At 57.0% G+C, this 19,334-nt stretch carries 21 protein-coding genes; 1 reads left to right on the top strand and 20 read right to left on the bottom strand.

Annotated elements, in window-relative coordinates:
- The 15 genes from nuoN to EO133_RS02625 all read right to left on the bottom strand — a co-directional run bounded on the left by nuoN (position 1) and on the right by EO133_RS02625 (position 15,373).
- Positions 1 to 1,446, bottom strand: coding sequence for an NADH-quinone oxidoreductase subunit NuoN (nuoN, locus tag EO133_RS02555; protein WP_127071104.1), 1,446 nt, complete (start codon positions 1,444 to 1,446; stop codon positions 1 to 3).
- A gap of 9 nt (positions 1,447 to 1,455) precedes the next feature.
- Positions 1,456 to 2,958 carry an NADH-quinone oxidoreductase subunit M gene (locus EO133_RS02560; RefSeq protein ID WP_244640782.1) on the bottom strand — a complete coding sequence of 501 codons (1,503 nt, stop codon included), beginning with the start codon at positions 2,956 to 2,958 and terminating at the stop codon, positions 1,456 to 1,458.
- Positions 2,955 to 4,913 (bottom strand): NADH-quinone oxidoreductase subunit L, encoded by a 1,959-nt coding sequence (nuoL, locus tag EO133_RS02565; RefSeq protein WP_127071105.1) that lies wholly within the window; start codon positions 4,911 to 4,913, stop codon positions 2,955 to 2,957. Before nuoL ends, EO133_RS02560 begins: the two co-directional genes overlap by 4 nt.
- A 6-nt stretch (positions 4,914 to 4,919) precedes the next feature.
- Positions 4,920 to 5,234 carry an NADH-quinone oxidoreductase subunit NuoK gene (gene nuoK / locus EO133_RS02570; RefSeq protein ID WP_127071242.1) on the bottom strand — a complete coding sequence of 105 codons (315 nt, stop codon included), beginning with the start codon at positions 5,232 to 5,234 and terminating at the stop codon, positions 4,920 to 4,922.
- An 11-nt stretch (positions 5,235 to 5,245) separates the two neighbouring features.
- Entirely contained in the window at positions 5,246 to 5,854 is a 609-nt protein-coding gene (locus EO133_RS02575) for an NADH-quinone oxidoreductase subunit J (RefSeq protein ID WP_127071106.1), read from the bottom strand.
- Between the two features lie 9 nt (positions 5,855 to 5,863).
- Complete coding sequence (nuoI, locus tag EO133_RS02580) at positions 5,864 to 6,352, bottom strand: NADH-quinone oxidoreductase subunit NuoI (RefSeq protein WP_127071107.1); 489 nt, start codon at positions 6,350 to 6,352, stop codon at positions 5,864 to 5,866.
- An 11-nt stretch (positions 6,353 to 6,363) separates the two neighbouring features.
- Positions 6,364 to 7,398, bottom strand: a complete 1,035-nt coding sequence (gene nuoH, locus EO133_RS02585) for an NADH-quinone oxidoreductase subunit NuoH (RefSeq protein WP_127071243.1) — start codon at positions 7,396 to 7,398, stop codon at positions 6,364 to 6,366.
- A 72-nt stretch (positions 7,399 to 7,470) separates the two neighbouring features.
- The gene (gene nuoG, locus EO133_RS02590; RefSeq protein ID WP_127071108.1) at positions 7,471 to 9,564 is read right to left on the bottom strand and encodes an NADH-quinone oxidoreductase subunit NuoG; all 2,094 of its coding nucleotides are present in this window, start codon (positions 9,562 to 9,564) and stop codon (positions 7,471 to 7,473) included.
- Positions 9,565 to 9,570: 6 nt separating this feature from the next.
- On the bottom strand, positions 9,571 to 10,878 hold the full coding sequence (nuoF, locus tag EO133_RS02595; RefSeq protein ID WP_127071109.1) for an NADH-quinone oxidoreductase subunit NuoF: 1,308 nt from the start codon (positions 10,876 to 10,878) through the stop codon (positions 9,571 to 9,573).
- 6 nt (positions 10,879 to 10,884) lie between these two features.
- Positions 10,885 to 11,802, bottom strand: coding sequence for an NADH-quinone oxidoreductase subunit NuoE (gene nuoE / locus EO133_RS02600; protein WP_127071110.1), 918 nt, complete (start codon positions 11,800 to 11,802; stop codon positions 10,885 to 10,887).
- Positions 11,802 to 12,992, bottom strand: coding sequence for an NADH-quinone oxidoreductase subunit D (locus tag EO133_RS02605; protein ID WP_127071111.1), 1,191 nt, complete (start codon positions 12,990 to 12,992; stop codon positions 11,802 to 11,804). The genes nuoE and EO133_RS02605 overlap by 1 nt, the downstream gene beginning before the upstream one ends.
- Entirely contained in the window at positions 12,989 to 13,591 is a 603-nt protein-coding gene (locus EO133_RS02610; RefSeq protein ID WP_127071112.1) for an NADH-quinone oxidoreductase subunit C, read from the bottom strand. Before EO133_RS02610 ends, EO133_RS02605 begins: the two co-directional genes overlap by 4 nt.
- Positions 13,592 to 13,604: 13 nt before the next feature.
- On the bottom strand, positions 13,605 to 14,183 hold the full coding sequence (locus EO133_RS02615; RefSeq protein WP_127071113.1) for a NuoB/complex I 20 kDa subunit family protein: 579 nt from the start codon (positions 14,181 to 14,183) through the stop codon (positions 13,605 to 13,607).
- Positions 14,174 to 14,539, bottom strand: coding sequence for an NADH-quinone oxidoreductase subunit A (locus EO133_RS02620; protein ID WP_127071114.1), 366 nt, complete (start codon positions 14,537 to 14,539; stop codon positions 14,174 to 14,176). Before EO133_RS02620 ends, EO133_RS02615 begins: the two co-directional genes overlap by 10 nt.
- Positions 14,540 to 14,866: 327 nt before the next feature.
- Positions 14,867 to 15,373, bottom strand: coding sequence for an outer membrane protein (locus tag EO133_RS02625; protein ID WP_127071115.1), 507 nt, complete (start codon positions 15,371 to 15,373; stop codon positions 14,867 to 14,869).
- Positions 15,374 to 15,686: 313 nt separating this feature from the next.
- On the opposite strand from EO133_RS02625, the gene EO133_RS02630 reads away from it, so the two are divergent.
- Positions 15,687 to 15,941: a YjhX family toxin gene (locus tag EO133_RS02630; protein ID WP_127071116.1), complete on the top strand. Its 255-nt coding sequence runs from the start codon at positions 15,687 to 15,689 to the stop codon at positions 15,939 to 15,941.
- 39 nt (positions 15,942 to 15,980) lie between these two features.
- Here EO133_RS02630 and EO133_RS02635 read toward each other — a convergent pair whose 3' ends face one another.
- The 5 genes from EO133_RS02635 to EO133_RS02655 all read right to left on the bottom strand — a co-directional run bounded on the left by EO133_RS02635 (position 15,981) and on the right by EO133_RS02655 (position 19,296).
- On the bottom strand, positions 15,981 to 16,298 hold the full coding sequence (locus EO133_RS02635; RefSeq protein ID WP_244640780.1) for a hypothetical protein: 318 nt from the start codon (positions 16,296 to 16,298) through the stop codon (positions 15,981 to 15,983).
- Positions 16,299 to 16,300: 2 nt separating this feature from the next.
- On the bottom strand, positions 16,301 to 17,785 hold the full coding sequence (gene gatA, locus EO133_RS02640; RefSeq protein ID WP_127071118.1) for an Asp-tRNA(Asn)/Glu-tRNA(Gln) amidotransferase subunit GatA: 1,485 nt from the start codon (positions 17,783 to 17,785) through the stop codon (positions 16,301 to 16,303).
- Between the two features lie 19 nt (positions 17,786 to 17,804).
- Positions 17,805 to 18,323 (bottom strand): GNAT family N-acetyltransferase, encoded by a 519-nt coding sequence (locus tag EO133_RS02645; protein ID WP_127071119.1) that lies wholly within the window; start codon positions 18,321 to 18,323, stop codon positions 17,805 to 17,807.
- A 3-nt stretch (positions 18,324 to 18,326) separates the two neighbouring features.
- On the bottom strand, positions 18,327 to 18,614 hold the full coding sequence (gene gatC, locus EO133_RS02650; protein WP_127071120.1) for an Asp-tRNA(Asn)/Glu-tRNA(Gln) amidotransferase subunit GatC: 288 nt from the start codon (positions 18,612 to 18,614) through the stop codon (positions 18,327 to 18,329).
- Positions 18,615 to 18,762: 148 nt separating this feature from the next.
- A complete protein-coding gene (locus tag EO133_RS02655; RefSeq protein ID WP_127071121.1) occupies positions 18,763 to 19,296 on the bottom strand; it encodes a hypothetical protein in 534 nt (177 codons plus the stop codon).
- Positions 19,297 to 19,334: the final 38 nt, after the last annotated feature.

A 19,334-nucleotide genomic window follows, 5' to 3' on the forward strand; every position in this document is an offset into this window, starting at 1 on the left:
TTAGAAAAGGCTTCCCGCAGCGTTATGAGCAAGTTGGGCCAAGGGTGCGCCTACAGTGAAATAGTAGGACAGGACCAGAAAGCCGGTCAGCGCCATCACGAAACGCAACTCGATTGCCGGCGTCGCGTAGGAGTTTACCGGCTCGTCGAAATACATGACCTTGACGACGCGCAGATAATAGAACGCGCTGACCGCACTGGCCAACATGCCGATCACAGCGAGGATAAACAGACGCGCTTCGATGGCAGCCAGAAATACATGCCACTTGGCAAAGAACCCGGCCAGCGGCGGAAGTCCTATCAACGAAAACATGAACATGGCGATCATGGCCGCGACGAAAGGCCGATTCTGTGAGAGTCCGGCAAGATCGTCAATGTTCTCGACGTAACCGTCTTCGTTCTTGAGTGCCAGAATGCAGGCGAAAAGGCCAATCGTCATGGTGAGGTAAACAGCCATGTAGATTGCAACGCCTTCAACACCGACAAGATTGCCTGCAGAAAGCCCCACAAGCGCAAAGCCAACGTGACCGATCGAGGAAAAAGCAATAAGGCGCTTGAGATTGCGTTGGCCAATAGCTGCAAAGGCGGCAAGGACCATTGATGCAATGGAGATGAAGATAATGACCTGCTGCCAGTCGCGCGCAATCGGCTCGAAGGCGTCGAACACGATGCGAATGAGCAGTGCCATCGCCGCGACCTTGGGCGCGGAAGCGAAAAAGGCCGTTACTGGTGTCGGAGCACCCTCGTAAACGTCCGGCGTCCACATATGGAACGGCACAGCCGAAATCTTGAAGGCAAGGCCTGCGAGCAGGAAGACAAGGCCGAAGATGATACCGACGTTGCGCTCGCCCAGTGCCACGGCCTGCGCAATCTGGTCGAGTTGAGTATGGCCGGTAAAGCCGTAAACCAGAGAGGCACCATAGAGCAACATGCCTGAGGACAACGCGCCGAGTACGAAATATTTCAGCCCGGCTTCGGTAGCCTTGGCACTGTCACGGCGGAAGGCTGCAAGCACGTAAAGCGAAAGCGATTGCAACTCGAGGCCTACATAGAGGCTCATCAGGTCGTTGGCCGAAACCATCATCAGCATGCCAAGCGTGGCAAGGACGATCAGGACGGGATATTCGAACTTATTGAGGCCTTTATCGGCTGCTGTCGAAACGGTGAGGATCAGCGCAAAGACTGAACCTGCGATGATGAGCACCTTCATGAAGCGTGCAAAACCATCATTGATGAAACCGCCGGCAAAGATGGTGCCTTCGGTACCGCCGAAAACGATCAGAACGCCTACCGCGATGAGTACGCCAATTGCGATGCCGGAAATGCTGGGAGCAATTTCCTTTTTCGCAAAGACGCCGATCATGAGCAGTGCCATCGCACAGACGGCCAGCAGCATCTCAGGGTAAGCGGGCGCCAGTGAGGCGAAACCGGCAAATTCGGAAACCATATTCACCTCCTATTGCACTGCGCCGGCAAGGCCGCTTGCGGCGGCGTACTGGTCAACCAGCGCCTGTACCGAAACAGCCGTCGCATCGAGCAGCGGTGCGGGGTAGAAGCCAAAGAAAATCGTCAGAATGATCAGTGGCACGATCGTAAGCATTTCGCGAGCGTTGAGATCGAGAATGCCTTTGAGGCTTTCCTTCTCAAGACCGCCAAAAATCACCTGGCGATAGAGCCACAACGCATAACATGCCGACAGGATCACGCCGGTCGTCGCAAGGATCGCAAACCACGTATTGACCTGAAAGATCGCAAGCAGCGTCAGGAATTCGCCGACAAATCCCGACGTTCCGGGCAGACCGACATTGGCCATGGTGAAGACCATAAAGGCGAAGGCATATCTGGGCATACGTTCGACAAGGCCGCCATAGGCCGCGATGTCACGGGTGTGCATGCGGTCATAGATGACGCCGACCGAGAGAAACAGCGCGCCGGAGACGATACCGTGCGAAATCATCTGGAAGATCGCGCCCTGTACGCCATAAACGTTGCCGGTGAAGATGCCCATGGTCACAAAGCCCATGTGCGCGACCGAAGAATAGGCGATCAGCTTTTTGATATCCGTCTGAACGAGTGCCACCAGCGACGTGATGATGATGGCAGCGACTGAGAGCACGAAGACAAAATCGGCGAAAAAGACCGAAGCGTCCGGGAACATTGGCAACGAGAACCGCAGGAAGCCATAGCCGCCCATCTTCAAGAGGATTGCGGCAAGGATGACTGAACCGGCAGTCGGGGCCTCCACGTGGGCTTCGGGTAGCCAACGGTGGAACGGCCACATGGGCATCTTGACGGCGAGCGAAGCGAAGAACGCCAGCCACAGCCATATCTGCATGCTTTCCGGAAACTCGACCTGCAAGAGCCGCGAGATGTCCAGCGTACCGGCATACCAGTACATTGCCATGATCGCGAGCAGCATCAGGACCGAGCCAACGAAAGTATAGAAGAAAAACTTGTAGCTCGCCTGAATGCGCTTCTTGCCGCCCCAGATACCGATGATGAGGAACATCGGGATCAGGCTGCCTTCAAAGAAGACATAGAACATGGCCAGATCGAGCGTTGCGAAAACACCGATCATCAATGTTTCGAGCACGAGGAACAACACCATGTATTCGCGCACGCGGAAGCTGATCGACTCCCAGCTTGCAAGAATACACATGGGCATCAAAAGCCCTGTCAGCACAATGAACAGGATCGATATCCCGTCAACACCCATGCGATATCCGATGACATCGCCCACCCAAGGGTAGTTCTGGACGAACTGGAACTCGGCGGTATCGGGATCGAACATGCCCCACATGACCAGCGTAAACAGGAAGGTAACCGTCGTGGTCGCCAGCGCGATACGCTTGATGTTGAGCACGGCGACGTCGTCGCGCCCCGGGGTCAGCAGAATGAAGAAGGCTCCGACCAGCGGCAGAAATGTAACGATGGTCAGAATGTTGTTATTGAGGATCATCCCAAAAGTCCCCCGGCGGCGATTGCCCAGGTTATGAGCGCAGCCACGCCGATCAGCATTGCAAAGGCGTAGTGATAGAGGTAGCCCGACTGGAGCTTGACCACCTGTGCGGTGACCTGCTTGACCCGGCGGCCAAGCCCTTCGACCACCGTTTGATCAATGAACCAGTCGTCAAAGCCCTTCCACAATGCGTTTCCAAGCCAGCGGGCCGGACGCACGAAGATGTGGTGATAAAGCTCGTCGAAATACCACTTGTTCAAAAGGAATTTGTAGAGGTGCGGATGCTCTGCGGCCAGTTGCTTGGGGGTCTCGGGGCTCCTGATATAAAAATACCAGGCACCGACGAAACCGGCGAGCATAGCAACAGTGGCAGACCACTTTACCCAGGTAGGGACGTAGTGCGCCGCATCGATAATCGCCGCATCCACAACGATCGAACCGTGGAAGAAGTGCTCAACATGCTCTGCATGGCCGAAGAAGACATCGTAGAAGATGACGCCCGAGAGCACCGCGCCGACCGCCAGCACATAGAGCGGGATCAGCATGACATTGGGGCTTTCATGCGCGTGATCGAACGTATGATGATCTGCGCGGGTCTTGCCGTGGAATGTCAGGTGAATCAGCCGCCATGAATAGAAGCTGGTGAAGAGCGCCGCCACGACCAGAAGCCAGAAGGACAGTGTGCCTGCCGGGCCGCCGAAAGCGTAAGCTGCTTCGATGATGGCATCCTTTGAAAAGAATCCTGCGAACCCGAACATTGTGCCGGGAATGCCCACACCGGTCAGCGCGAGCGTGCCGATGATCATCATCCAGTAGGTCAGCGGAACCTTCTTGGCGATGCCGCCCATGTTGCGCATGTCCTGCTCGTGGTGCATGGCATGAATGACCGAGCCCGCGCCAAGGAACAACAGTGCTTTAAAGAAGGCATGCGTGAACAGGTGGAATATGCCCGCGGAATATGCGCCTACCCCAAGTGCGACGAACATGTAGCCGAGCTGCGAACAGGTCGAATAGGCGATAACGCGCTTGATGTCGTTCTGAACCAGACCGACTGTTGCAGCAAAGAACGCCGTAATCGCGCCAATATATATAACGACGAGCGTTGCCGTCTCGCTCATTTCAAACATGGGCGAGAGACGCGCGACCATGAATACGCCGGCTGTCACCATTGTTGCGGCATGAATGAGCGCGGAAACCGGCGTTGGGCCTTCCATGGCATCCGGCAACCAGGTGTGGAGCAGGAACTGGGCAGACTTGCCCATCGCACCCATAAAGAGCAGTAGGCAGATGACCGTCATGGCATCGAACTCGGCGCCAAGGAACGGAATTGTCATGCCTTCAGCGCCCGACAGCACGGCAAAGGTCTCGTCAAAACCGAGCGTTCCAAACAGGAAGAACGTGCCGAAAATACCTAGCGCGAAGCCAAAATCACCAACGCGGTTGACGACGAACGCCTTCATCGCCGCTGCATTGGCCGAAGGCTTTTTGTACCAGAAACCAATAAGCAGATATGATGCCAGGCCCACGCCTTCCCAACCAAAGAACATCTGCAGGAAGTTATCGGCCGTCACCAGCATCAGCATTGCAAAGGTGAAGAGCGAGAGATAGGCAAAGAACCGCGCGCGATGCGGATCCTCGTGCATATAGCCGATCGAATAGAGGTGAACCAGGCTCGAAACCGTGTTGACGACGACCAGCATGATTGCAGTCAGCGTATCGACACGCAGCACCCAGCGCAGATCGAGATCGCCAGAATTGATCCAGCGCATGACCTCGACCTGATAGGCCTCGGCATTGCCAAGGAAGAACGGGATGAAGACGGCCCAAGAGAGCAGCGCCGAAATCATCAGCAGTGCCGTTGTAAGGATTTCGGCTGGCTTGTGGCCAATAACGCGGCCGAAAAAGCCCGCGACCAGCGCCCCGATCAGGGGCAGAAAGACAATAGCCTGAATCATTGCCCCTTAGCCCTTCATCATATTGACGTCATCGACCGCGATCGATCCGCGGTTGCGGAAAAAGATCACGAGGATCGCCAGCCCGATTGCTGCCTCAGCCGCCGCAACGGTGAGGATCAGCAAGGCGAATACTTGCCCCACGAGGTCCTGCAGGTGCGCGGAAAACGCAACGAAATTGATATTGACCGCAAGAAGGATCAATTCGACCGACATCAGAATGATGATGATGTTCTTCCGGTTGAGGAAGATCCCAAACACCCCGATGGTGAACAGTATGGCTGCGACGGTCAGGAAATGACCGAGCCCGATAACTGGTGTCATCATATGCCCCCTTACAAACCCTTCCCGCTCTCAACCTTCACGACTTCCACGCCAGTAGCCTTGTTGCGTGCAGTCTGCTTTGCGACGTCCTGGCGCTTGACATTGGGCTTGTGGCGAAGGGTCAGGACGATGGCCCCGATCATCGCGACAAGCAGGATCAGTCCGCTAGCCTGGAACAGATAGATGTAGCGAGTGTAGAGCACCAAGCCCAAAGCGCGGGTATTCTCGATTCCCCCATCGATTGGCAAGGCTCCGCTTCCCGCAGCTTCCGGTACCAGATAGGCAGCGCCAGCAACAAGTAGCAATTCAAGCAGCAAGATGATCCCGATCAGGGCGCCCACTGGCATATATTGCAGCATGCCCCTGCGCAATTCGCCGAAATCGACGTCCAACATCATTACGACGAACAGGAACAGCACCGCGACAGCGCCGACATAGACCACGATCAGAATAAGCGCGAGGAACTCAGCGCCCGCCAGCATGAATATCCCTGCGGCGTTGACGAAAGCAAGGATCAGAAACAACACCGAATGGACTGGATTGCGCGATGCAATAACCATCAGTGCCGACGCGATCACAATCGTCGAGAACAGGTAAAAGAAAAAGAGCGGTAACGTCACATCGGGCTCCTAGCGATACGGCGCGTCGAGCGCGATGTTTTGGGCCAACTCACGCTCCCAGCGGTCGCCATTAGCCAGAAGACGCTCCTTGGAGAAGTAGAGTTCTTCGCGCGTCTCGGTTGCAAATTCAAAGTTCGGCCCTTCTACGATTGCATCAACCGGACAGGCCTCCTGACAGAAGCCGCAATAGATGCATTTGACCATGTCGATGTCATAGCGAAGCGTGCGGCGCGTGCCATCGTTCTGGCGCGGGCCCGCTTCGATGGTGATTGCCTGAGCCGGGCAAATGGCTTCACAGAGCTTACACGCAATGCAGCGTTCTTCGCCGTTGGGATAGCGGCGCAAGGCGTGCTCGCCGCGAAAGCGCGGGCTTATGGCACCCTTTTCAAAGGGATAGTTGATGGTTGGCTTTGGCGCGAAGAAATAGCGCATTGCCAAAAAGAAGGTCGAAACGAATTCTCTAAGGAGAAGCGCGTCGAGAAACCTCAATGCCTGCATGATTGTTCTCCTTATGCCATGCCGCCATGCCAGCCCCAGCCCGTAAGCTGGAGAACGGCAGCAACAGCAACGACCATGAACAGTGAGATCGGCAGGAACACTTTCCAGCCAAGACGCATCAACTGGTCATAGCGATACCGGGGGACGAAAGCCTTGACCATGGCAAACATGAAAAAGACCAGCGAAAGTTTCAGAACGAACCAGACTGCACCTGGAATCCAGGTGAAGGGCGGCAGATCGATCGGCGCGCTCCATCCACCGAGGAACAGGATGGTGGTCAGGGCGCACATCAGGATAATCGCGACATACTCGCCCAGCATGAACATCATGTAGGGAGTGGAGCCATATTCAACCATGAAGCCAGCAACCAGTTCAGATTCCGCCTCCGGCAGATCGAATGGCGGCCGGTTGGTTTCAGCCAATGCCGAGATGAAGAAGATCACGAACATCGGGAAGAGTGGCAGCCAGAACCAGTTCAGGAATGTCAGCCAGGGCACGCCCAGAGCATGGGCCAGCCCCATTTCCTGCTGCGCAATCACGATATGGGTGAGGTTGAGCGATCCGACGCACAGCAGAACGGTAATGATCACAAAGCCGATCGATACTTCATAGGACACCATCTGCGCGGCAGAACGCAGCGCGCCAAGGAACGGGTACTTCGAGTTCGATGCCCAGCCGCCCATGATGATGCCATAAACGCCAAGCGAGGAAATCGCGAAGATATAGAGAATGCCGACATTGATATCGGCAAGCACCCAGCCTTCGGCAACAGGAACAACGGCCCAAGCCGACAGTGCCAGAAGCACAGTGACCAGCGGCGCGAGAAGAAACACGGCCTTGTCTGCACCTGCCGGGATGACAGGTTCCTTAAAGACGAACTTCAACAGATCGGCAAAGCTCTGAAACAGGCCGAACGCGCCTACCACGTTTGGGCCGCGCCGGATCTGGACGGCAGCCCAGATCTTACGGTCCGCCAACAGGACATAAGCTGTAAAGACCAGCAGCGTGACCAGCAGCAGAAGCGCCTTCCAAACAAAACCAATCATCGTGCCCAATCCGAAGATCGGGGCTCCGAAGAGGTAATCGAGCGCGAACAAAATCGAATCCATATCGCTGCCTTACTCTGCTGCCTGCTTTAGGCCCGCCATGAGCTGCGAGCACTCGGCCATCACGGCCGATGCCCGCGCAATCGGGTTTGTGAGATAGAAATCGCTGACCGGAGAGACCAGCGCATAATTTTTCTTAGCCGCTGCGGCATTTGCCAGCTTGCCAACATCATCGCCATTGCCTGCTGCAATCGCATCGAGCCGGGCCAGATGCGGGAATTCGCCGTAAAGCGACGCACGCAGAGCGGTAAGCGAGTCGAATGGCAGGGTCTGGCCGAGAACGCCAGACAATGCGCGCAGAATGGCCCAGTCTTCCTTGGCCTCGCCCGGAGCAAAAATTGCGCGGGTGGTCATCTGGACCCGGCCTTCGGTGTTGACGTAGGTTGCGGACTTTTCCGTGTAGGCCGCTGCGGGCAAAATGATATCGGCGCGATGCGCACCGGCATCACCATGAGTGCCGATATAGACAACCTTGGTATCGCCCAAGGCGCCCATATCGATTTCATCGGCACCGAGAAGGAACAGAACATCAAGCTTGCCGCTTCCGGCCGCCTTGACCATTCCCGCTGTATCCAGGCCGCCGCGACCCGGCACGAAGCCGATGTCGAGCGCGCCGACGCGGGCCGCCGCATTGTGCAATACGGAAAAACCGTTCCAGTCCTTGGCAACCGCGCCGTTGGTCTTGGCGACTTCAGCGGCCAGTGCCAGCACGTCCTTGCCCGAGGCGCCAGTTACCGCGCCTTCACCAACAATAACGATCGGCTTTTTGGCTTTCTTGAGGACCTTGGCAAACGCGCCCTTGCCTGAGGCAATTTCTGCCAAGGTATCGATACCCGCGCCAAGATGGGTGTAGTCGTAAGTCAGGTCGGCGGCGTGGCCGATCACGCCGATTTCGACATTGCCAGTACGCCATGCCTTGCGGATACGCGCGTTTAGAACGGCAGCTTCCTTGCGTGGATTTGTGCCGACAAGCAGGATGGCATCGGCTTCTTCGATCCCGGCAATGGTGGGATTGAAGATATAGGATGCCCTGCCCTTTTTCGGATCGAGCGCCGAGCCAGCCGGACGCGCATCGATATTGGCCGAGCCGAGCGCCGTCATAAGCTGCTTGAGCGCATATATTTCCTCAACACCGGCCAGATCACCCGCGATAGCGCCAATACGTGCGCCCTCGGACGTGTTGACGAGCGCCGCAACAGCGGCAAAGGCTTCGGCCCAGCTTGCGGCCTGAAGCTTTTTGCCCTTCTTCACATAGGGCCGGTCAAGACGTTGCGTGCGCAGTCCATCCCAAATGAAACGGGTTTTATCGGAAATCCATTCCTCATTCACGCCCTCATGGACACGCGGGAGTATGCGCATAACTTCCTTGCCGCGGGCGTCAACGCGAATGGAGGACCCAACGCCATCCATAACGTCGATGGATTCTGTCTTGGAAAGCTCCCACGGACGCGCCTGGAAAGCGTAGGGCTTGGAGGTCAGCGCGCCGACCGGGCAGAGGTCGATGACATTGCCCTGCAACTCGCTGGTCATGGAGCGTTCGAGATAGGAGGTAATTTCGGCGTCTTCACCACGACCGATCAAGCCAAGCTCGGAGACACCAGCAACTTCGGTGGTGAAGCGAACGCAGCGCGTGCAGTGGATGCAGCGGTTCATTATGGTTTTGACAAGCGGGCCGATATGCTTGTTCTCGACCGCGCGCTTGTTCTCCCAATAGCGGGATGTATCCACACCGTAGGCCATCGCCTGGTCCTGCAGATCGCACTCGCCGCCCTGATCGCAGATCGGGCAATCGAGCGGATGGTTGATGAGCAGGAACTCCATCACACCTTCGCGGGCCTTCTTGACCATCGGCGTATTGGTGAACATTTCGGGCGCTTCGCCATTGGGACCAGGACGCAAATCCCGGACGCTCATCGCGCAGCTCGCTTGCGGCTTTGGCGGTCCGCCCTTAACCTCGACGAGGCACATGCGGCAGTTGCCGGCAACCGACAGACGCTCGTGATAGCAGAAGCGCGGAATTTCCGCGCCTGCCGCTTCAGCAGCCTGCATCAGCGTGAAGTGATCGGGAACCTCGATCAGTTCGCCATCGACCTTGATTTGCGCCATAGTCTCTTACTCCGCCGCAACCGAGGGCACTGCGCCATCGGAGGTGGACTTATAGGTGTATGCGTCGATCCGCTCTTCAATCACATGACGGAAATTGCGGATCAGGCCCTGGATCGGCCAGGCAGCGGCATCGCCCAAGGCACAAATCGTGTGGCCTTCGACCTGCTTGGTCACTGCAAACAGCATGTCGATTTCGCGCTTTTGCGCTTCTCCACGCACCATGCGTTCCATGACGCGCATCATCCAGCCGGTGCCTTCGCGGCAAGGTGTGCATTGCCCGCAGCTTTCATGCTTGTAGAAGGCCGAAAGACGCCAGATGGCCTTGATGATGTCGGTGGAATTATCCATGACGATCACGGCCGCGGTGCCAAGCGATGAGCCGACTTCGCGTAAGCCGTCGAAATCCATATGCGCGGTGCGGATTTTCTCGCCCGGCACGCAAGGAACCGATGAGCCGCCGGGGATAACGGCGAGCAGGTTGTCCCAGCCGCCGCGAATGCCGCCGCAATGCTTTTCGATCAGTTCCTCGAACGGAATACCCATTTCCTCTTCAAAGGTCGCGGGCTGATTGACATGGCCCGAGACGCAGAAGAGCTTTGTGCCTGTGTTGTTTTCCCGGCCAAGACCAGCAAACCAGCTTGCGCCGCGACGCAGGATTTCCGGCACGACCGCGATCGATTCCACGTTATTGACTGTGGTGGGGCTACCGTAAAGGCCCATGCCCGCCGGGAACGGTGGCTTTAGGCGCGGCTGGCCCTTCTTGCCTTCCAGTGATTCCAGAAGCGCTGTTTCTTCACCGCAGATATAGGCGCCCGCGCCGTGATGGACGATGATGTCGAAATCCCAGCCGTGGACATTGTTCTTGCCGATCAGTTTAGCGTCATAGGCCTGCTCCACGGCTGCCTCAAGCCGCTGACGCTCGCGCATGAACTCGCCGCGCACATAGATATAGGCAGCATGAGCATCCATCGCGCGGCCGGCGATCAAGCAGCCTTCGATCAGATGATGGGGGTCATGGCGCAGGATTTCACGGTCTTTACACGTACCCGGCTCAGACTCGTCGGCGTTGACCACAAGGTAATGCGGACGGCCATCATTGACCTTGGGCATGAAAGACCATTTGAGGCCCGTGGGGAAGCCCGCACCGCCACGGCCACGCAGACCAGATGCCTTGACTTCATTGGTCAGCCAGTCCCTGCCCTGATCGAGCAATTCCCTGGTGCCGTTCCACGAACCGCGACGTTTGGCGCCTTCGAGGCCCCAGTCGTCCTGACCGTATAGATTTGTAAAGATGCGATCTTTATCCGTCAGCATGTCGCACTACTCTTTCGGCTTGCGCGGGGTGGACTTGCGCGCAGGCTTTTTGGGGGCAGTTTCTTCAATCGCGGGAGATTCCGGACCGGTTGCTCCTTCGCGCATGGCCTGGTCAGGCTTTCGGCGCGCACGGCCAGTTGCCTTTTTCTTTTCCGCTTCCGCCTCTGCGACAGATGGCTTGGTTTCTGCCGGTGCCGGGCTATCGATTGCCGGTGCAGATTCAACCGTCACCTTGCGCTTGCGGCCGGGGCTTGTGGCCTTATTTGCTGCGCTGTCGCCTTCATCGGTTGTTTCAATCGGCTTGGAAGGCTTGGGTGTTTCGAGCAATGTGATCTGCCCGTCGATCGGCGCAGAAAACCTGCGGCCATTCTGCGGACCGGGCTGGATCGTGTCCCCTTTACCTTCCTGGAAGGCAATCAGGATTTCTTCAAAGCGTTCCGGCGTCAAATCTTCGTAGGTGTCAAAGCCGATCGTCACCATTGGCGCGTTGACGCAAGCACCGGCACATTCGACTTCTTCCCAACTCATCGTTCCATCTTCATTGAGATGATGCGGCTCGGGATGAATGTGCTTCTGACAAACGGCACGGATATCTTCGGCGCCGCGCAGCATGCAGGGGGTAGTGCCGCAAACCTGAATATGGGCGCGGGTTCCAACCGGTTGAAGCTGGAACTGGGTATAGAACGTCGCCACCTCCAGCACACGGATATAGGGCATGTCGAGCATGTCGGCGACGCTTTCGATAGTCGCACGCGATACCCAGCCATCCTGTTCCTGCGCCCGCATGAGCAGCGGGATAACCGCTGACTGCTGGCGACCTGCGGGATACATGGCGATGCGTTTTTGGGCCCAAGCAGCATTTTCCTTCGAGAAGGCAAAGGATTGGGGCTGCACGGACTCTTCTGCAAGGCGACGCACACTCATCAGCGATCAACCTCTCCAAATACGATGTCGAGCGAACCGAGGATGGCCGAAACGTCAGCCAGCATATGTCCGCGACACAAGAAATCCATTGCCTGCAAATGCGCGAACCCAGGGGCTCTGATCTTGCAGCGATAGGGCTTGTTCGACCCATCCGATACCAGATAGACGCCAAACTCGCCCTTGGGCGCTTCCACGGCGGCGTAAACCTCACCCTCCGGGACGCGATACCCTTCGGTATAGAGCTTGAAGTGATGGATGAGCGCTTCCATCGAACGCTTCATCTCGCCACGCTTGGGCGGAACGACTTTGCCGTCGGTCGTTGAGACTGGCCCTTTGCCCTCTTCGGAATTGAGCAGATCGATGCACTGCTTCATGAGAGAATTGGACTGACGCATCTCTTCCATGCGGATGAGATAGCGGTCGTAGCAGTCGCCATTTTTGCCGACCGGGATATCGAAATCGAGGCGATCGTAGCATTCATAGGGCTGGCTTTTGCGCAGATCCCATGCCGCGCCCGACCCGCGCACCATGACGCCGGAAAACCCCCAGGCCCAGGCGTCTTCGAGCGAGACAGTGGCAATATCCACGTTACGCTGCTTGAAGATGCGGTTTTCGGTAATCAGGTTATCGATATCGTCGAGCGCCTTGGGGAAGGTCTCGGTGAATTTTTCGATGTCGTCGATCAGGGCCTGCGGCAGGTCCTGATGCACGCCGCCTGGACGCACATAGGCTGCGTGCATGCGGGCGCCGGTTGCACGCTCATAGAATATCATGAGCTTTTCGCGCTGCTCGAAGCCCCAGAGCGGCGGAGTCAACGCGCCGACGTCCATGGCCTGGGTCGTAACATTGAGCAGATGCGACAATATACGGCCAATTTCCGAATAGAGAACCCGGATCAACTGACCGCGGAACGGCACTTCGATGCCCAAAAGCCGCTCGACGGCCAGAGCGAAAGCGTGCTCCTGATTGATCGGCGCCACATAGTCGAGACGGTCGAAATAAGGCACGGCTTGAAGATAGGTCTTGGCTTCGATGAGCTTTTCTGTGCCGCGATGGAGAAGACCGACATGGGGATCGACTCGCTCGACAACTTCTCCGTCCAACTCAAGCACGAGACGCAGCACGCCGTGGGCTGCCGGGTGCTGAGGACCGAAATTAATATTGAATGTCCGTACGTCGTGTTCGGTCATTGCTTGGCCTTTTCATCACCGGGCAACACGTAGTCAGTGCCTTCCCAGGGAGAGAGATAGTCAAAATCACGGAATTCCTGCGCCAGCTTTACCGGCTCATAGACCACACGCTTGCGCTCTTCGTCGTAGCGAACTTCAACAAAGCCGGTCAGTGGGAAATCCTTGCGCAGCGGGTGTCCGTCAAAACCGTAGTCCGTCAGAATGCGACGCAGATCGGGATGGCCGGAGAACAGAATACCGTAAAGGTCGTAAGCCTCGCGCTCAAACCAGTCTGCGCCCGGAAACACCTCGGTGATCGAGGGCACTGGCGTCACGTCATCGGCCAGAACGCGAACGCGAATACGCATATTCTGTGTCGGGCTGAGCAGGTGATAGACAACATCGAAACGCTGGTTGCGTTCGGGATAATCCACCCCGCAAACATCAATGATCGAGATGAAACGCGTACGTGCGTCATCGCGAAGAAACCGCATAACCGATACGATGTCGTCGGCCCGCGCTTCGAGAGTCAGTTCGCCAAAGGCGACCTTAAAACCGGTAAGGGCGGCCTCGAGCTTGAGAGCGCAATATTCGCCCAGTTCTTTCAGAGCTTCGTCCATGCTGAAAACGGCCTTATCGCTCGATCGTACCGGTGCGGCGAATTTTCTTTTGCAGCAACAGCACACCATAAAGCAGGGCTTCGGCCGTAGGCGGGCAGCCCGGAACATAAATGTCGACCGGCACAACGCGATCACACCCGCGTACCACCGAATAGGAATAGTGATAGTAGCCGCCGCCATTGGCACAACTGCCCATCGAAATGACGTAGCGTGGCTCTGGCATCTGGTCGTAAACCTTGCGAAGCGCCGGCGCCATCTTGTTGGTGAGCGTGCCGGCCACGATCATCACGTCCGACTGGCGCGGGGATGCGCGCGGGGCAAAGCCGAAGCGTTCGCCATCATAGCGCGGCATGGACATCTGCATCATTTCCACAGCGCAGCAGGCCAGACCGAAGGTCATCCACATCAGCGAGCCGGTGCGGGCCCAGTTGATGAGTTCGTCGGTGGAGGTAACGAGAAAGCCTTTATCGGCCAGTTCGTTGTTGATTTCCACATAATATGGATCCGTCGCGCCGATGGGCTTGTTTGTCGCCGGATCGATGATCCCGCGCGGAGCCGGCGCGACCAGCGTATTGTTGCCGCTCAATCCCATTCCAGTGCCCCTTTCCGCCATTCATAGATAAAGCCGATGGTCAAAACGCCAAGGAAGATCATCATCGACCAGAACCCGTACCAGCCGATTTCGCCAAAGGCGACGGCCCATGGGAACAGGAAAGCGACTTCGAGATCGAAAATGATGAACAGAATCGCCACCAGATAGAATCGCACATCGAATTTCATGCGCGCGTCATCAAAAGCCTCAAAGCCACATTCGTAAGCAGAAACCTTTTCCGGATCGGGACGTTTGACCGCAATCAGGAACGGCGCAACCAAAAGCGCGAGCCCGATAACCGCAGAAAGCCCTACAAAAATCAAAATTGGCAGATATTCGCTCAGCAGTTCGTTCATAAGACAGCCATGCCTTGTCGATGGAACCCGGAAGGGGCCGTCCGGGCGGGAGCATTGGCGCGCGAACGCGCTTATCTCCATTTAACTTTGGTGAGGGCTTATCCCACCCCTAACCCGGTTTCAAGGGGTGATAAAACTGACTGTTTTTATCATATTTGATGCCATGGAACACGCACCTGCGTTTGCGGGGTAGCACGGGCTGTAAGCACGTCAGGACATTTAGACGCAACCGGTTTGAGTTGCAGCGTCGATCTATGGCACATGAACACATAAAAATGACCGCTCACCAGGAAGGTGAGCGGTCATCCGAACGAGGTTTACCCGGTCTTACATATGGAAGGCGACACCGGCGGTCAGCCGGAAGTCGCTTGGTCCCTTACCCCATTCGCCCAAGCCGAGCGCTTCGCCGCGCACGCTCATATAATCGGTAAAGCCATATTCAGCGCCGCCACCGATCGCGTAGCCGAAATCACCAGAAACAAGGCCTATACCGCCCGTGCCGTAAACCAGCGCGTCGCCGAGCGACATGCCGCCCTTGCCGAGCACGAGGGCGTCAATCGAGAAGTCGTTACCAAAATCGCCGCCAAGCTGAGCTTCGGCACCGAAAACAAGTGAGTCCATCTGAACGTTCACGCCCGTAAAGATACCGGCGCTCCAGGACGTATCGTCACCAAAGGGAATACCACCCCCATAAACGCCTGAATAAAAGCCGTCCCAGTTAAAGCCGGCGCCGTAGCCGCCATATCCATAAGGGCCATAATCTTGAGCGGAAGCGGGCATCACTGCAGCAGCAACAGCAGCGCAGGCAATGAGCAATTTCTTTGCGACCGGCATGGCGTGTCACTCCGTTAAGGTTAATTTGCAGCCATTATGGCGCGCGTGGGCAACAGGACAACCAAAGGCTGCAAACGTGCCTAAGACTTTACTAAAATTGCGCCAATTCTACCTCGTGGTTGCAAAACCCCGTTGCTCCATACCTCTCCAGGGGCTAAAAAGCAGCAATGTTTACTCTGTCTGAGACCCGCTGAGGCCTCACCCTATTGGGGTGGGGCTGATAGATCGAACCAACCGGCTGCCTGGCGCGACGCGGGCCGCATGGTTTCGTTTGACCTTCGGCATATCTGCCGACAGCAGACAGACTCAATCCATGAACATATCGAAAGTCGAACGGCGCGTTTTGAACGCGCTGGCGCTTGGCGGGCACATTGCCTTTCAGAAAGACGAGAACGGCCAGATCGAAACGCTGGACTGCATCACACGCGAGGGCTGGTTCCTCGACGGCTTTGACATGAGCCTTTTCAAAAAGCTCCGGTCCAAACGCATGATCGTGTCTCACAATGGCGGTCCCTACCGGATCACCCGACGGGGCATAGAGGCGCTGCAGGCCGCAAGGCAGGCCTGAGAGCAGAGGGGCGGCCTTGTTGGCCGCCCTGAGTTTGTTTCAATGCTTGACGGTATCGCTCAGACTCAATGCCATATGTTCCCATTCCTGGGAAACCGAGGGCGCCGAACGGCGCTTGCCTGCACGGCGGTACCAGTAGTCGGCGTTGCCCATATCGGCTTCGATCCAGTGGAGCAGTGCATGCACCCAGTCGAATGCCTGCACGCCTTCCATCTGTTGAACGATCCGATGAGCTTGTTCCCATTCGGGGCCCATACGAAACTCACCTTTTTTAACCCACCAAAGGGCTTGGAGCGGCAAGCTCATGTCTTTGGGCGGCTCGGCCCAATCGAGTGTCGAAAAGAAATCGGATGACATTTCTACCACCACTTTGCCGGTGCAAGATCGAGGCCCGCGCTGTTTTCGATCACGCGTCCGGCCGCAAACAGTGTTTCTTCATCGAACGGCTTGCCGATCAACTGCAAGCCGAGTGGAAGCCCCTGGCCGTCCTTGCCAGCAGGCACTGCAATGCCCGGCAGACCCGCCATATTGACCGTAACGGTGAAGATGTCGTTGAGGTACATCTTGACCGGATCAGCGTTCATGTCCTGATCGGCGATGCCAAAGGCGGCAGATGGCGTGGCAGGTGTCAGGATAGCGTCGACGCCCGCGTTGAAGGCATCCTCGAAATCACGTTTGATGAGCGTACGGACTTTCTGCGCGCGGACGTAATAGGCGTCGTAATAGCCTGCCGACAGCACATAGGTCCCAATCATCACACGGCGTTTGACCTCGCGACCGAAACCCTCGGCGCGAGTCAACTCGTACATTTCGGTAATGTCCTTACCAGACACCCGCAGTCCGTACTTCACACCGTCATAGCGCGCAAGGTTCGATGACGCCTCGGCCGGCGCTACGATATAATAGGCAGGAAGCGCATATTTGGTATGAGGCAGAGAAATATTCTTGACCGTCGCGCCTTCCGCCTTGAGCCATTCAAGACCTTGCTGCCAGAGCTTTTCGATCTCTTCGGGCATACCGTCCATGCGGTATTCAGATGGGACACCGATGGTCAGCCCTTTGACACCGCGTTGGACGGCCGCCGCAAAATCGGGAACGGCCATATCCACGCTCGTAGAATCCTTTGGATCGAACCCGCACATCGAGGACAGCATGATGGCGCTGTCTTCGACCGTGCGCGCGATCGGCCCTGCCTGATCGAGAGAGGATGCGAAGGCAACGACGCCCCAGCGCGAGCAGCGTCCATAAGTTGGCTTGATGCCGACAGTGCCTGTAAAGGCTGCAGGCTGGCGGATCGAGCCACCCGTATCCGTCGCGGTTGCACCCGCACAAAGCCACGCGGACACAGCAGCGGCAGAACCGCCGGACGATCCGCCGGGCACCAGGTCCTTATTACCGCCTTCAGCGCGCCAGGGATTGATGACCGGACCGTAATAGGACGTCTCGTTGGACGAGCCCATGGCGAACTCGTCCATATTCAACTTGCCCAGCATCACGGCGCCGTCGCGCCAGAGATTGCTTGTGACTGTCGATTCGTACTCCGGCCTGAAGCCATCGAGAATGTGGCTGGCCGCCTGGGTATGCGAACCCTTGGTTGCGAACAGGTCCTTGATGCCGAGCGGCACGCCCTCGAGCGGCCCTGCCTCCCCCTTTGCTACTTTCGCATCGGAAGCCTTGGCCATGTCGCGCGCCTGATCGGCGGTCACGGCAACATAAGCGTTGAGCTTGTCATTTCCCGATTCGATGGCTTTGAGGTAGGCATCGGTTGCCTCCAGGGACGTGAAATCCTTTTTGGCAATGCCATCACGCAGCGCTTTGAGGCTCAAACGGGTCAAATCAGTCACGGACATATCCTTTTTGGCGTTAGCGCGCAGTGCTTACGGCAGCATCGTCGGTCGATGGTGCCAGCGCAACTCGGCTCAGCGCCATTTCAAAAAATGCTGAATGGGGACTTTCGGGGTAATCGAGAAACGCGCCGCGTTCGACAAAGCCGGAACGCTGGTAGAGCCGCCACGCGCCAGCAAAGCCTTCACCGGTGCCGGTTTCCAGCATGAGCGTGATCACACCTTTCTCACGCGCAAGATTCTCGATTGCGTCCAGCAGCAGCACGCCAACCCGCTGCCCGCGGACATGCGGCATGGTGTACATGCGCTTGACCTCGGCCATATCGCCGGTGTGCATCTTCAATGCGCCGCAGCCGACGGCCCTGCCCTCACCGTCCCGCGCGATGAATACGGTGGTGTGCGGCTCTGCCATTTGCTCGACGGTCATCTTGAACTGGAATTCTTCCGGAGAAAGCGGCAACAGGTGATCGTTGAGCGCGTCAATCAGCGCTCGGACATCGTCCTGCAACGGCGTTTCAATGGCGACGGAAACGCTCACCGGCTACTCCACAACCTTGGGGACCATGAAGAAATTGTCTTCCGAGATCGACGCATTCGCTACGATCTTGTCGGCATAGCCACCATCGGTAACCTTGTCTTCGCGGCGGCGCAGCACCATGGGCGTAACCGAGGTCATCGGCTCGACGCCGGAAACGTCGACTTCATCCAATTGCTCGACAAAACCCAAAATCGCGTTAAGCTCACCCTCGTAAGCGCTCACGTCTTCCTCGGCAATGCGAATGCGGGCAAGGCGCCCAATGCGGCGTACGGTATCGGCATCTACCGACATGCAAGTCTCCCAAAAATAGTGCGGGGATCAATTACGGTTCGGGCCTTTTAACAATGGCAATCGCTTGCTGGCAATTGCCAAATGCCAAATCGGCCCATGCAACAAAGTGGTTTTATTACAGGGATCGGCAAGGTTGATCCCATCAACGTCAAACTTCGACGGCCAGATTGGGCTCAAGCACCTGCAACGGTGTGCGCCCAACATGCGGACGCAACCGTGCAATTGCATCATCAAGACCATCCTCGCCGCAGGCAAGCGCGATCATTTTGGGTCGTGACTGTTCCAGCATGGCAAGACCAGCGGACGCACATGCGTCTGCGTTGCCAAGCAGGATGACGACCAGCCCGTCGGCCCAGCGCCCCCACGCTACTTGTTGCCGGGCATCGGCGAGCAGCAGGCCGCCCTCCTCGCTGGACTGGGCAATCATACCTGCCCTTGCTACCCGCTGAAATTCGACATCTGCTGAGCCGCCCTGATCGATAAGCGCTCGCGGGCTGGGTAACTTCCAGGTGGCCAGATCGATTTCGTTTGTCAATGGATCGGCGAACGCCAGCACATTATCGGCGCCCGATATAAGCTCAGCCTTATCGATTTGTTCCGGTGCCTTGTCGGGATCGACAACGATAATTCTGCCAGCCATTTGCAACCGGATTGTCTTTTCACCAAACCATGTGAATTTCATGGGTGCTGCCCTCGCTTGCAATTGCCTCTTATCAATCC

This window comes from Pelagibacterium lentulum (genome assembly GCF_003992625.1).
Taxonomy (GTDB): Bacteria; Pseudomonadota; Alphaproteobacteria; order Rhizobiales; family Devosiaceae; genus Pelagibacterium; species Pelagibacterium lentulum.